At 61.0% G+C, this 13,126-nt stretch carries 12 protein-coding genes; 9 read left to right on the plus strand and 3 right to left on the minus strand.

What is annotated here, in order from left to right:
* Position 1: 1 nt before the first annotated feature.
* Positions 2–1,213 (minus strand): YeeE/YedE family protein, encoded by a 1,212-nt coding sequence (locus tag HBO41_RS00265; RefSeq protein ID WP_017136992.1) that lies wholly within the window; start codon positions 1,211–1,213, stop codon positions 2–4.
* 239 nt (positions 1,214–1,452) lie between these two features.
* Here HBO41_RS00265 and HBO41_RS00270 point away from each other — a divergent pair, with 239 nt between their 5' ends.
* From HBO41_RS00270 to HBO41_RS00290, 5 genes are read left to right on the plus strand one after another with little or no spacing between them, the layout of a single operon-like run.
* Positions 1,453–2,001, plus strand: a complete 549-nt coding sequence (locus HBO41_RS00270) for a hypothetical protein (RefSeq protein ID WP_017136993.1) — start codon at positions 1,453–1,455, stop codon at positions 1,999–2,001.
* Positions 1,988–3,193 carry a DUF6421 family protein gene (locus tag HBO41_RS00275; protein ID WP_169984754.1) on the plus strand — a complete coding sequence of 402 codons (1,206 nt, stop codon included), beginning with the start codon at positions 1,988–1,990 and terminating at the stop codon, positions 3,191–3,193. Before HBO41_RS00270 ends, HBO41_RS00275 begins: the two co-directional genes overlap by 14 nt.
* Complete coding sequence (locus tag HBO41_RS00280) at positions 3,190–4,137, plus strand: DMT family transporter (RefSeq protein ID WP_169984756.1); 948 nt, start codon at positions 3,190–3,192, stop codon at positions 4,135–4,137. Before HBO41_RS00275 ends, HBO41_RS00280 begins: the two co-directional genes overlap by 4 nt.
* Positions 4,134–5,384 (plus strand): ATP-grasp domain-containing protein, encoded by a 1,251-nt coding sequence (locus HBO41_RS00285; RefSeq protein WP_169984758.1) that lies wholly within the window; start codon positions 4,134–4,136, stop codon positions 5,382–5,384. Before HBO41_RS00280 ends, HBO41_RS00285 begins: the two co-directional genes overlap by 4 nt.
* Before the next feature lie 33 nt (positions 5,385–5,417).
* A complete protein-coding gene (locus HBO41_RS00290; RefSeq protein ID WP_017136997.1) occupies positions 5,418–6,437 on the plus strand; it encodes a branched-chain amino acid aminotransferase in 1,020 nt (339 codons plus the stop codon).
* Positions 6,438–6,522: 85 nt separating this feature from the next.
* Here HBO41_RS00290 and HBO41_RS00295 read toward each other — a convergent pair whose 3' ends face one another.
* Both HBO41_RS00295 and HBO41_RS00300 read right to left on the minus strand, forming a co-directional pair.
* A complete protein-coding gene (locus HBO41_RS00295) occupies positions 6,523–7,389 on the minus strand; it encodes a DNA/RNA non-specific endonuclease (RefSeq protein WP_169984760.1) in 867 nt (288 codons plus the stop codon).
* A gap of 204 nt (positions 7,390–7,593) precedes the next feature.
* Positions 7,594–8,811: an MFS transporter gene (locus HBO41_RS00300; RefSeq protein ID WP_169984762.1), complete on the minus strand. Its 1,218-nt coding sequence runs from the start codon at positions 8,809–8,811 to the stop codon at positions 7,594–7,596.
* Between the two features lie 121 nt (positions 8,812–8,932).
* Between HBO41_RS00300 and HBO41_RS00305 the strand changes: the two genes are divergently transcribed.
* The 4 genes from HBO41_RS00305 to HBO41_RS00320 all read left to right on the plus strand — a co-directional run bounded on the left by HBO41_RS00305 (position 8,933) and on the right by HBO41_RS00320 (position 13,073).
* Positions 8,933–9,577, plus strand: a complete 645-nt coding sequence (locus HBO41_RS00305; protein WP_169984764.1) for a TetR/AcrR family transcriptional regulator — start codon at positions 8,933–8,935, stop codon at positions 9,575–9,577.
* A 112-nt stretch (positions 9,578–9,689) separates the two neighbouring features.
* Positions 9,690–10,781: an iron-containing alcohol dehydrogenase PsrA gene (gene psrA / locus HBO41_RS00310; RefSeq protein ID WP_026013707.1), complete on the plus strand. Its 1,092-nt coding sequence runs from the start codon at positions 9,690–9,692 to the stop codon at positions 10,779–10,781.
* 103 nt (positions 10,782–10,884) lie between these two features.
* Positions 10,885–12,180, plus strand: a complete 1,296-nt coding sequence (locus tag HBO41_RS00315) for an MFS transporter (RefSeq protein WP_017137002.1) — start codon at positions 10,885–10,887, stop codon at positions 12,178–12,180.
* 20 nt (positions 12,181–12,200) lie between these two features.
* Positions 12,201–13,073, plus strand: a complete 873-nt coding sequence (locus HBO41_RS00320) for a LysR substrate-binding domain-containing protein (protein ID WP_017137003.1) — start codon at positions 12,201–12,203, stop codon at positions 13,071–13,073.
* Positions 13,074–13,126: the final 53 nt, after the last annotated feature.

Raw genomic sequence — 13,126 nt, forward strand, 5'->3', positions numbered from 1 at the left:
TTCAGCAACCGCTCAAGGCCACCTGCGGTCGCTCGCCTGCGAAGAAGAACGGCCGCAGGCGCACACCGACGCTGTTACCGATAAACGCTGCCACCAACCACACCCAGCCATGCAGGCTGCCGGAGGCGATGCCGCTGAAGTACGCGCCGATGTTGCAGCCGTAGGCCAGGCGCGAGCCATAGCCCAGCAGCAAACCACCGATCACTGCGGCCACCAGCGAGCGTGCCGGGATTTTCAGGCTTGGGGCAAAACGCCCGGCCAGGCCCGCAGCCAACAGCGCGCCGAGGACGATGCCGATGTCCATCACGCTGGTGATGTCTTCCCACACGGGCGCTGCCAGGGCTTTGGCATTGCCCGGCATTTGCCAGAACGCCCAACTGGCCACGTCCACACCCAAGCCGCTGGCCACTTTGGCGCCCCATAGCGCGAACGCCGAGGTAATGCCCCATGGCCGCCCGGCCAGCGCCAGCGTCGCATAGTTAAGCAGCGCCAAACCGATTGCCCCCCACACCAATGGCCAAGGCCCGCGCAGGAAGCGGCGCAGGCCGATGTGCTCGCTGCTCACGCCGGGTTCAAGCTGGCCGTGACGGCCCTTCTCCAAACGCACGGTGACCAGTGCGATGACCGCGAACACGGCCAGGCTCAGAATCATGGCCGGCAACACGCCGAAGCTCTTGACGATGGACACCGCCGGGAACGCCGGCAACGCGAACCACCAATCCACATGGTGCGTGGCAATCAGCGAACCGCAGATAAAAAACAGCAGCGTCACCAGCATGCGCGCATTGCCGCCGCCCACGGTGAACAGCGTGCCGGACGCACAACCGCCGCCCAACTGCATGCCGATACCAAAGATAAACGCCCCGAACACCACCGACACCCCAGCCGGTGCCACCAGCCCGACCACCGGCTGCCCGAACAACGTGCCCGCTCCCAGCGCCGGGAAGAACAGCAACACCGCCACTGCCAGCATGACCATCTGTGCGCGCAAACCGGCGCCGCGCCGATCATTGATAAATACGCGCCAGGCCGACGTGAATCCGAAAGCGGCGTGGTACAGGGTCAAGCCCAATGCGGCACCGACCACCAGCAACAGCACCTGGCGCGAGCCGACGCTGTTTTGCAGGAATACGGCACCGGCCACCAGGATGATAAAAGCCGCCAACGGCGCGATAGGCTTGCGCGCGGGGGTCAGGGAAAGGGAGGTGCTCATGGGCTTTCTCGGATTTGATCGGGGGGGAAGTTTGGCGGTGAGTATAAACCCTGACAGGGTCGGCCTTTGCAGGAATTCAGACGGCCAGGCAACGCCTGCGAAGGTGGCAACGTTTAGTTTCGCCGGGTGTATTGCTTGAACAAAAAACCTACAGTAACCTCCGCCAAGGCAGCCACCAATGGGTGGCAGGAATGGATTCTGGCCCGCTGTCCGCTGGGCTCTGACAAGGAAGTTAAAGCATGCACACGGCTATCAGTCCGACCATCTATACGCTCGGCCCCGAGGGTACCAATTGCGCCACCGCCGCGCAGTGGTGGCTTGATTCTCGTGAAGCGCGCAATGGCACGCAGCGAATTGTTCTGCATGAGACGCTTGAGCAAGCCTTTGATGAGTTGTCCGGAAAACAGGACGGCTATCTTTTAAGCTGCGCCGCGTACCCCGATTTGCATACGCTGATTTTTACCCGCCTGGGCGATATGGAGCTGTGCGACAGCTTCATCATGCCGACCCACTCCATGGTGCTTGCGAGCCGTACCAGCGCCGACCAGATAAAGAGTGTGGCAACCCATCCCGCGCCCCAATCCCTGGTGGCAAGCCACTACCGCAAAGTGTTCGCCAACAGCAATGCCGATGCCGCCGTGCTGTGCAGCACTGGCCAGGCAGATGCGTGCGTGACCACCGTGGTCGCGGCAGACCTGCATGAGCTGAACATCATTGAGGATTTCGGCCAGGTGCCGATGGCCTTTCTGGTCCATTCGCTGAAGCGAGCCGACCATGCAAAAGCCTGATCCGCTGTCGACCCTGGTCAATATCGTCGATGAAGTGCGTGCCCGCCAGGAACTGGATGGCAGCATCAAGGCGCCGAACGTAGCCGACCATGCCCTCATCAACCGCTTGATCACCGAGCTCGACCGGCACGCCGCAATCATCGACGGGCTGTCTGCGCCGCTGTTGACGGCGACCCTGGAAGACCTGGGCAACTGGCTGAAGAATGGCCTGGATCAACGGCCTCTATTCGATAAAACTCTCGCCAGTTTCAGCACCCCTGCACCCGGCGACGCCTTGTTTCTACTGGCCCCCATGCGCGCGACCAACGGCCCTGACCCCGAAGGCTTTCGGCTGGAGCTGGTCACCGGCTACCGCAGTGAAACCCCTTACCTGGCAAAGGCCGCGCAGTACACCGAGCAGTACGTGGCACCGTTTCAATGCATCAAGCTGGGAGCGGCCTCGAAGGGGTTCCTGCAAGGCAATTGCATAGTGCTGTTTCCAGAGTCCGTGGCGACGGCAGCCAAGGTCGATAAACAAACCTTCGCGCTGTTCTTCTTCAGCAAGTTTCTGCGTATCTACAACGAACAGACACTCGTCGAGGCAGACCGTCTGTTCGGGCGCCAAAGCCCGTTCCTGTTCGGCCAATTGAGCAGCCGCCAGATGTCTGAGCCAGACATGTACGACGCGCGTTGCCTGTGGGGTTATTACCATGACTATGCGCACCACACCGGGCCACGCCCATTGGACAAAAACCTGTACATAAAGCTGAACTGGTTTACCGGCCTGCTGGAAGAAACCAAGTGTGACCTGATTACGGTGCGCCTGGTGCTGGAACACCGTCCGGACTTTTGGCGTGAAATCGCCGAGTTCATTCTGCTCGAGCGCATGTTCCGCTACCCCAAGGGCTCGGACCAGCACATGACGTTCGATGCTGGCACCGGGATTTTGCTCTTTGAGATGCTGATCAATGCCAAGGCATTGGTCGAAACCGAGCACGGCCACCTCAGCTTTGACAGCGAGCGTCTTGACCAAAAGCTTGTGTCGATGATTGCCGATATCGAGGCCCTCGAAGCACTCGACGACGAGACCTACCTGGCGGGTGCCAAAGCCTATGTGCAGCAGCATCTGGGCACACCGCAAACCCCACTGGCACGTTTCAATTTCCCGGCCACGCACTACGCACGCCGCGTGCTGGCCGAGTGCCCCCAATGAATGCATTGAAGGTCCGTCTGCTGCTGTTCACCGTGGCCATTCTCGCGTTGTTCTCGATCAGTTGGCTGCTCTCGAAAAACCTGCTCGGTAGCATTTCGGTGATGCATGCCGTTGGGCTCAGGCTGTGGGCCACAACCGCCGCCTTATGGTTGATCGTGGCGTTCGGCACGCGACCGCCGCTGTCATCCAAGCCGCTGCTCGCCAGGATGCCGGGGTTTTTCATCCTGTCGATCCTGGGGTTCTCGCTCTATTTTGTCTGCAGCTTCGGCGCCTTGAAAACGCTGAAAGCCAGCGACCTGACCATGGTCCTGGCGACGATTCCGGGCATTACCTACCTGCTGGGCCTGCTGACACGCAGCCTGGGGTTTTCCTGGCTCAAACTGGCGGGTGTGGTGATCGTCAGTGTCGCGGCGCTGGCGTTCAATACCCACACCGGCGACGTTGGCGCAGTCAGCCCATCAGGCATTGCGCTGGCCCTGGTCGCGGCGCTTTCCTACGCCGTTTATGGCCTGCTGTCCAAGCGCTACCTCAAGGATTTGCCACTGATCAACTCGCTGGCCTGGGTCACGCTGATCGCCGCGGCGTGCTTTGTGCCGCTGTTCATTCTCGACCCCGCGCCCTTGTTGCGCCTGAACCTTGAGGATGCGCTCAAAGTGCTGATCCTGGGGGCTGCCTGCTCGGCGCCGGTGTATGTGTTGTACCAGAAGGTTTTGGCCGAGGGCGGCGTGCTGTATGCCAATGCGATTGGCTTGCTGGCACCGTTCGCCGTGGTCACCGGTGAGTGGTTGATCGGCTCCGGCACGACCTTGGGTGCAGTAAAAATCGTCGCGATGATTGCGGTCATGGTGGGGATCACCCTGTTATTCATGGATGCATCAGGCGCCTCGGGCTGGACGTTCAAGCGTCGTCCCCCAAACCAACCGGTTAGTGAGGAAATAAAATGAAAAAGCTGGCGTTGGTTTGCCACCGCAGTGCCAAGTTGTCCTTTGTATTTGAGGCCGCAGAAGCGGCAGGTATTGAACTGGTACTGATTTACGACACGACCGAAAGCGCCCCCGCGCACTTGCCGGCAGTCACGTCGACCTGGCAGCTGCCGGTTTTCGACGAGCCGCAGGTGGCGTTGGAAGCGTTCGCGGCCGGCGTGCAAGAGAGAGGGATTGGCGGGGTGATGACGGTTCGCGAAGAAGCGATCATCTGGACGGCACTGGCGGCGCAAAAAATCGGTACCCCTGGCATCGATCCGCATGTGGCGGCGCTGGCCCGCAACAAGTACCTGATGCGCCAGGCCTTTGCCGAGGCAGGCTTGAGGTCGCCGGGCTTTTGCTACATCGATAACCCGCACGACCTGTCGCAAACCCGCGCCCTGGGGTTGCCACTGGTGATCAAGCCGCTCTCCGGCTGGTCGAGCACCGGTGTGATGCTGGCCAAAACGGCCGAAGAGCTTCCTGCCCTCGTCAACGCGGTCTGGGAGGTCCAGAGCAAGGACCTGGCTCGTTTCTATGACCAGGACAAAGCCGCAGGCCTGGTTGTTGAACAGTATTTGCCGGGTAAAGAATTCGTTGTGGAGTGCTTTGTCGATATCGAAGGGGTGCATGTCCTGGCAGTGGGCGACAAGGGCCAACCCGAAGGGCCCTGGTTTGAAGAAACGATCTACCGCCAGCGTCGAGATATCGACGACCCTTTGATCATGGCCCTGTGTGAGACCGCGCGCGCCGGGGTCAAGGCACTGGGCATTACCATGGGCGCCGCCCATGTGGAGCTGCGCCTGGATGCCAACCAGCAAGCGTATGTGATTGAAATCGGCGCACGCATAGGGGGCTCGGGGGTCTCGCACTTTGTGGTGGAACAGAGCACCGGCGTGTCGTTCGCCGCACTGTGCATGAAGGCCGCCCTGGGTTTGCCCACCCCGGCACTGCCCGATGTGCTGCCGGCCGCCAAAGTGGCAGCAAACTACATCATTCCTCTGCGCGGCGATGGCCGTTTCAACGGTTTCAGCGGGCTGGAAAAGGTCGCGGAGCACCCTGAAACCGCCCGGATCGTGACTTTTTTCGAGGCAGGGCATCTTTCACCACCACCTCCCGCGTTTGGCGGCTACCCAGGGTTCATCTTCTCGGTACATGCCTCGGATGAGGCGGCGAGCGCTTACCACCAATGGCTTGATGCTTCCTTGAGCATCAACTGGAACCAATAAATACCACCCGTAGCCGGGTTCGGGAGTCGTGATATGGAACATCCGCAACTGGATTGGAATAACCTGGGTTTCAGCTACAGGAAAACCGACCTTCGTTACATCGCACATTGGCGTGACGGTCAGTGGCAGGAAGGTGCACTGACCGAAGATAACCAGCTGCATATCAGCGAAGGCTCAACCGCGTTGCATTATGGCCAGCAGTGTTTTGAGGGGATGAAGGCCTACCGTTGCAAGGATGGTTCGATCAACCTGTTTCGCCCCGATCAGAATGCTGCCCGTATGCAGCGCAGTTGCTCACGGCTGCTGATGCCGCCCGTCTCGACCGCGCAATTCATTGATGCCTGCAAGCAGGTGATCAAGGCCAACGAACGCTTCCTGCCGCCCTACGGAACAGGCAGCTCGCTGTATCTACGACCTTTCGTCATCGGTGTGGGCGATAACATCGGTGTGCGTACCGCGCCGGAGTTTATCTTCTGCGTGTTTTGCATCCCGGTCGGCGCGTTGTTCAAAGGCGTGTTGCAACCGAGCAACTTCATCATTTCGGACTACGACCGCGCCGCCCCCAATGGCACCGGCGCCGCCAAGGTCGGCGGAAACTACGCGGCCAGCCTGCTACCCGGTACCGAGGCACGGCAGGCGGGTTTTGCCGACTGCATTTACCTCGACCCGCTGACCCATAAAAAAATCGAAGAAGTCGGCTCGGCGAATTTCTTTGCCATCACCCATGACAACACATTTGTGACCCCGCGTTCGCCTTCAGTATTGCCTGGCATCACCCGCGCCTCGTTGATCGAGCTTGCGCAAAGCCGTCTGGGGCTCAAGGCGGTGGAAGAGGATGTGTATATCGACAACCTGGCGGCGTACAAGGAAGCCGGCGCGTGCGGCACCGCGGCGGTTATCACACCGATTGGCGGTATCCGCTACAACGATCACCTGCATGTATTCCACAGTGAACATGAAGCCGGCCCGATGACCCAACGTTTGTTCAATGAGTTGACGGGCATCCAGAACGGCGACGTTGAAGCGCCGGCAGGCTGGATCGAAAAAGTCTAAAGCCCTGAGGCGCTCGCTGTGCCGACACCCCGTGGGTGTCAGTACAACGGGCCGATCAAGCGTCAGACAGACCGGCCGAAAGGGCTCATGTCCGCCCCTCTGAACCGGTAACCGGCAAATTGCCAAGCAACTTGAGCCCGGTGCTTTTCACAAAGGTGTCGTAGTCCATCGGCTTCTGGATACGGGTTTCGGCGTTGGGCAGCACATAGGCCCAGGCACGTTTGGACGAAGCGTCGTACACCAGCTTGAACAGGCGTGTCGGCACCCACACCTTGTTGTCGCCGATGGTGCTGTAGCCGGCATCAAACAACGGGCCGGTGAACACAAACACATTACCGCCTGCACGTACCGCGAACTTGCGCACGTCGGCCTCGACCTTGCTCCAGATCTTGCGGTTATTGGTGGGGTCTTGCGGCACCATGTTCGACAAGGCGAAGGACTGCGCCATGGCATTTGCACTTGGCGCATCGGCGGCTGGGGACTGGTGGCCGCGGTCCACCGCCGGGTGCTGGCTGCGGTAGTCGCTCAGCTCGGCGCGGGCGCCTTTGGGAATGCGCGGATCGGGATAAAACTGGTTGGTGCGCTCTTCACCCTTGGCGTCTTTCAACTGTGCGGCGTTCAAACGCTCGACCACCACCAAAGGCGTCTTGCTGGTTTGCGAGTAGAGCACCGCAAAGTGATCCGAACACAGCGCCATGGGTTTCATCGAGGCGGGTACAGTGGCCGTGTTGATCGGCGTGGCGCCAGGAAACAGGTCCGCGCAGCCGTCGAAGGAGAGCTGTTTTTCTTGACGGGAATAGAGACCAAGGGCCGCGCTTTGGCTGATGGAGCTTGAGCGCGAAGTGTGTTCATGGGCCGGTGGTTTGATCAGGTCCAGCAGGCTGCGGGCCTGCGCGCCGGGCGAGAGCAGAACACACGCCGACAGGCCGACTGCAATAATGCGTAAGTGCATGTTTTATATCTTAAAGTGAGGAGCCTAATGGACCCTCACTTTAAACTTTAGTGCGACGCCTGACGGATCGAATTCCAGGCCACCTGCGCCAGGCTCCCCACCTCGTTAAAGCACGCCAGCGCTTCACGCAGGATGCTGCGCCTGCCGGAGAAGCAACTTGCCGAACTGGCAGGCGGCACCATGACCGTGAAGCTCGCTTAGCGCCTAGTGCCCCGCCACCGCAGGCCCATCGGCTGACCGCCGTCCCGGTTTGAAGCCATGGGCATGCGCCGTGCAGGCAATCACCAACGCCACCAGCAGCAACAGCGCCATTGCCCATGGAAATGAGGCGGCGCCCCACGTCTCCAGCAACACGCCACCGACCACGCCGCTGGCCGCAATGGCGCTGTTCCACGCCACCACGTTCAGCGACAGCGCCACGTCCGCGCCCTCTCCAGCGGCATCGGCCAACGCGGTTTGCAGCAGTGTCGCGGCGCCACCAAAACTCAGGCCCCACACGGCCACGCCGAGGTAGATCACCTGCGGCACGCTGCCCAAAAAGCCGAACACCAGGGTTACCGCCGCAAACGTCACCAGGCTTGCCAGCACCGTCTTACGCAACAACGGCTCGACCAGCTTGGCCGTCAACCAGATCCCCACCAACGCGGCAATGCCGAACACCAGCAAGACTAAATCCACACGTTCAGCCAAGCCTGCACGCGCCACAAACGGGGCAATGTAGGTGTACAAAATGTTGTGCGCCAACATCCAACTGATCACCACCGCCAGCACCGGCCGCACGCCGGGCGTGGTCAGCACTTGGCCCAGGGACAGCCGCTGGTGCGCAGGCTGCGGTGGATAGTCCGGGACTTTCACCAGCACCCACACGATCAGCAGCAGCGTCAGCGCCGACATCAGGCCGAACGTCGTACGCCAGCCCACCAGGCTGCCCAGCCAAGTGCCCAGCGGCACACCCAGCGACAACGCAATCGGCGTACCCACCATGGCCAGTGCCAGCGCCCGGCCCTGTTGATGCGGCGCAACCATGCGCCGGGCATAACCGGCCAGCAGGCTCCAGGCCAGCCCTGCCGCCACGCCGGCAAAGAACCGCGCCACCAGGGTTACGCCGTACTGGGACGACAGCGCGGTGATGGAGTTAAACAGCAGAAAGCCGACGATAGTCAGCAGCAACACGTTGCGCCGCCGCCAGCCACGGGTGGCAATGGTCATGGGAATCACCGCCAGCACCGACCCCAGCGCGTAGGCCGTGACCATCTGCCCGGCCATCGACGGCGAAATCGCCAGGCCGTCGCTGATCAACGGCAACAGCCCTGCGGGCAGGGTTTCGGTGACGATGCAGATAAAGCCGGTCATGGCCAGGGCGAGCAAGGCGCCAATGGGCAGACGGTCGGATACCGCGGATAGGCTGAGTGAGGGTGTCACGGGAGACTCCTTGAGATGACTTAGATACTGATCGATATAAATGTTGCGTGCACACACAGCTCGTTGTCAACGACTTATGTATCGACTAGTATTTATCTCGCTTACCCAGAGGATTCCCGACATGGCACAAATGGGCCGCCCGCGTAATTTCGACCGAGACCAGGCCGTGGAACAGGCCATGCACCTGTTTTGGCAGCACGGTTACGACGCCACCTCCCTCGCCCAGCTCAAGGCCGGGTTGGGTGGCGGTATCTCCGCGCCGAGTTTTTACGCCGCATTCGGCTCCAAAGAAGCGCTGTTCGATGAATGCGTGCAGCGTTATCTGGCCACCTACGCCCAGGTCACCGAATGCCTGTGGGATGAGGCTTTGCCCCCGTGTAAGGCCATCGAAACCGCGCTGCGCCAGTCGGCGCGCATGCAGTGTGAAGACGGGCACCCCAAAGGCTGCATGGTGGCGCTGGGCGTGATGAGCGCACCCAGCCCGGAGAATGCGCGGGTCGCGGATGCGCTGACGCAATCACGCGTGCGCACCCGGGCCGGGATTGTGGCCTGCATTGAGCGCGGGATACGTCTTGGGCAATTGCCGGGCACCACGCAGGCAGCGTCGATGGCGACGGTATTTGACAGTTTCTTGCAGGGCGTTTCGATTCTGGCGCGCGATAACGTGCCGCATGTGGCTATCGACGCGGCGATCACTCAACTCCTGCTGACATGGGATGTTGCAGCCTCAACCGTCGCACCGCGCACCCACTTCAATCACGCCTGAACCGGCCCGTTATCGGCCCAGCCGATGCACACCCGCGAATTATCGATTTGAGCCTTTGTTGAAGCGCCCCGACTATGGGGCCACTTCCAACAACAAAAACAAAGGACTCGCCATGACTGCCCGATTTCACAACCCAGTAGACACGCGTTTCGGCTGCGGCAGCCTGCTCGAGCTTGCCGACATCACCCAAGGCCAGACCGTGGCGCTGGTGACCTTTCCCGAAGCGCGTGGGCTGGGCCTGGTGGAACGCATCCAGGACCTGCTCGGCGACCGCCTGGTGTACCTCATCGAAGACGTGCAGCCCAACCCCGACGTGGCGCAACTGCGCGATACCTATGAACGTTTCTGGCAGGTAGCCGGCGACTGTGATGCGGTGATTGCCGTGGGCGGCGGCAGCGCGATCGACACGGCCAAAGCGCTGATTGTGGGCACCGAGTCCGGCCGTTTCGATGAGTTGCTGGCGTTGCTGGCCACGGGCAAACCCTTTGTGCCTGCGCGCAGCAAAATCCTGATTGCCGCGCCCACCACGGCGGGAACCGGCAGTGAAGTCACGCCTTGGGCCACCATTTGGGACTCGGCGAGCCTGAAAAAGTACTCGCTGCACCTGGCGTGTACCTGGCCGAAGGTGGCGATCATCGACCCACAATTGATGCTCACCGTGCCCGCCGGCGTCACCGTCTCCACCGGGCTGGACGCCTTGTCCCATGCGTTGGAAGCGGTATGGAACATCAATGCCAACCCCATCTCGGATACGTTCGCCATTTCGGCCATCGAAGACATCCTCGAATGCCTGCCGTTGCTGCGGCGTGACCTGGCCAATCAGGAACTGCGCTCGCGCATGGCGTTGGCGGCCCTTAAAGCCGGGTTGGCGTTCTCCAACACCAAGACCGCCCTCGCCCATTCCATCTCCTACGAAATGACCCTGCACCACGGCCTGCCGCATGGCATTGCCTGCTCGTTCACGCTGCCGCTGGTGCTGGGCCTGGCCTGGGGTCGCAACGCAGCGCGTGACCGAACCCTTCAGCGGATTTTCGGCAGCGACTTGCAGCACGCCCAACACAGGCTGCGCGACTTTCTGCACAGCCTTGAGGTGAAGACGGAGTTTGCCGACTACGGTGTAACAGCCTCCCAGGCCGAAGCCATGATCAACTTCGCCCTGCAGGGCGCACGCGGCAAAAACTTCATCGGTGCCCACGCCGCCTGAAGCCAGCCGTTTACCCCTGTAGCGACGATTTCCTGCCGCACCCTCGCAAGAGTGCGCCCACCGACACCACTCGGTGGGAACCAACAATAAAAAGGAAAAGATCATGAACCGTGCCCAAGCCTTGCCTGGCCTTACCGTGAAAACCGCCTCGTTTCGAGTCGCCCAATGGCGAATGCTGCTGGCAGCGATGTTCTGCTACCTGTTTTTCTACACTGGCCGGCAAACCTTCGGTTTTGCCATCCCCGGCATCCAGGCCGAGTTCGGCTTGACCAAGGAAACCCTCGGCTGGGCCTCTGCGGCCATGCTGTGGGCCTACGCTATCGGCCAGGCCATCAACGGCAACCTTGCCGATAAGTTTGGCGGGCGGCGCATCATGACCCTCGGCGCGGTGCTGTCGTGCGCCGCCAACTGGGTGACCAGCTTTGCCGGCGGTTTTGCCAGCCTGATCCTGCCCTGGGGCCTCAATGGCTATTTTCAGGCCCTGGGCTGGGCGCCCGGCAGCCGGCTGATCTCCAACTGGTGGAGCGCGGGCGAGCGCGGCAAGGTCTACGGCTTTTATGTCTTCGCCGCCGGTTGCGCCTCGATCCTGTCCTACGTCACATCGATTATCGTGCTTGAAGTGCTGCAACTGGAATGGCGCTGGATCTTCCGCTTGCCGGTGCTGCTGATGCTCGCCGGCGGCATCATCTTTTACCTGGTGGCCCGCGAACGCCCACAGGACATGGGTTTCGAAGCCCTTGCCGATACCGGCGTGGCCAATGCCGAAGACAAGAACCATGAGGTGGCGCACGGCGCCGTCGAAAGCTCGTTACAGCGCTACAAGGCGGTGCTGAAAAATGCCCGCCTGATCATCGCAGCCGTGTCCCTGGGGTTTCAGAACGCTGCGCGCTACGGCTTGATCGTGTGGGTGCCGGTGCACTTCCTGGGCGCCAACTGGAAAAGCGGCGACAGCCTGGTCGACCCCAAGTGGATCACCGTTGCCTTGCCCGTTGGCATGGCCATCGGCGCCTTGAGCAATGGCTGGGTGTCGGACAAGCTGTTCGGCTCAAAACGCTACCTGGCGATCATGCTGTACATGGTCCTCGGTGCCGCCACCAGCCTGTGGATGTGGAGCCTGCCGCCGCATAGCGCCATCGGCCTGGTCGCGTTGTTTCTGTGTGGCTTTTTCGTCTATGGCCCGGCGTCGAGTTTCTGGGCTCTGTGCCCGGACCTGGTCGGCGCCAAGCGCGCCGGGACCGCGACCGGTGTGATGAATTTCTCGTCCTACCTGTTTGCCGGGCTGGCGGAACCGCTGATCGGCAGTATGCTCGACAGTACCGGCAATACGTCGCTGATCTTTCTGGTGGTGACGACTGCCTGCCTGAGCAGCGCGGTGGTCGCACTGTTCATCAGACGCTGAGCCAGCCACAGGACCTTTGCATGTACCAGTACCACAAGTGGCTGCGCTCCTTTCATGCGGTGGCGAAGACCGGCAGTTTCACCCTTGCCGCCGAGTTCCTGAGTGTTGGGCAGCCGACCGTCAGCGAACAGGTGAATGCCCTGGAAAGGAAGTTCTCCGTTGAGTTGTTCCACCGGCGCGGGCGTTTTGTCGAAATGAGCGCCGCGGGCCACCAGCTGTATGCGATCACCCAGGGCCTGTTCGGGCAAGAGGATGAAGCCGTGCAATTGCTGCAGAGTTTCAAGCAACGCAAGCTCGGCATGTTACGCCTGGGGGCGGTGTCGCCGCCGATTGCGATGAACCTGACGTACGAGCTGATGCAACGTCACCCGGATATCGAGCTGGAAACCTCCTTCTCACCCGAAAAGGAAACCCTGGACCGGCTGTTCAATTTTGATATCGATGTGGCGATCCTGGCGCTGTCCGAATTCGACCAGCGCTTCGACACGCAGCTTTACCACCGTTACCCGATCATTGCCGTGGTGCGCAACGACCATCCTTGGGCCAGCCAGAAGGAGGTGCATGTGGAGCAGATCAGTCAGGAGAAATGGGTGATGCGTGAAAAAAGCTCGCGCACCCGCCAACTGGTGGAGGAAAGCTGCACACGCCTGGGTGTCTCGCTTAATTGTGTGATGCAACTCAACAGCCGCGAAGCCATCGTGCATGCGATCGCCAAGGGTATCGGTATCGGTTTTGTATCGGCGGTCGAATACGCCGAAACGCCCGGTACGACCCCGATTACCTTTGTAAATCACCCGTTTTCCATCGACTACCACCTGTGTTGCCTGGGCATCCGACGCAATCGACCCATGATCGCCGAACTGTTCGACTCAAGCCCCACACCGACCACCTGAATACCCCACACGCTTGACCCTTGAACTGGCCGCCTACCTCTCGCACGCGAAAG

The sequence above is a fragment of the Pseudomonas sp. WS 5146 genome, assembly GCF_012985495.1.
GTDB classification, from domain to species: Bacteria; Pseudomonadota; Gammaproteobacteria; order Pseudomonadales; family Pseudomonadaceae; genus Aquipseudomonas; species Aquipseudomonas edaphica.

Coding starts and splice junctions, on each gene's coding strand:
- HBO41_RS00265 (WP_017136992.1), bottom strand. CDS start 1,213: ATGAGCACCTCCCTTTCCCTGACCCCCGCGCGCAAGCCTATCGCGCCG.
- HBO41_RS00270 (WP_017136993.1), top strand. CDS start 1,453: ATGCACACGGCTATCAGTCCGACCATCTATACGCTCGGCCCCGAGGGT.
- HBO41_RS00275 (WP_169984754.1), top strand. CDS start 1,988: ATGCAAAAGCCTGATCCGCTGTCGACCCTGGTCAATATCGTCGATGAA.
- HBO41_RS00280 (WP_169984756.1), top strand. CDS start 3,190: ATGAATGCATTGAAGGTCCGTCTGCTGCTGTTCACCGTGGCCATTCTC.
- HBO41_RS00285 (WP_169984758.1), top strand. CDS start 4,134: ATGAAAAAGCTGGCGTTGGTTTGCCACCGCAGTGCCAAGTTGTCCTTT.
- HBO41_RS00290 (WP_017136997.1), top strand. CDS start 5,418: ATGGAACATCCGCAACTGGATTGGAATAACCTGGGTTTCAGCTACAGG.
- HBO41_RS00295 (WP_169984760.1), bottom strand. CDS start 7,389: ATGCACTTACGCATTATTGCAGTCGGCCTGTCGGCGTGTGTTCTGCTC.
- HBO41_RS00305 (WP_169984764.1), top strand. CDS start 8,933: ATGGCACAAATGGGCCGCCCGCGTAATTTCGACCGAGACCAGGCCGTG.
- psrA (WP_026013707.1), top strand. CDS start 9,690: ATGACTGCCCGATTTCACAACCCAGTAGACACGCGTTTCGGCTGCGGC.
- HBO41_RS00315 (WP_017137002.1), top strand. CDS start 10,885: ATGAACCGTGCCCAAGCCTTGCCTGGCCTTACCGTGAAAACCGCCTCG.
- HBO41_RS00320 (WP_017137003.1), top strand. CDS start 12,201: ATGTACCAGTACCACAAGTGGCTGCGCTCCTTTCATGCGGTGGCGAAG.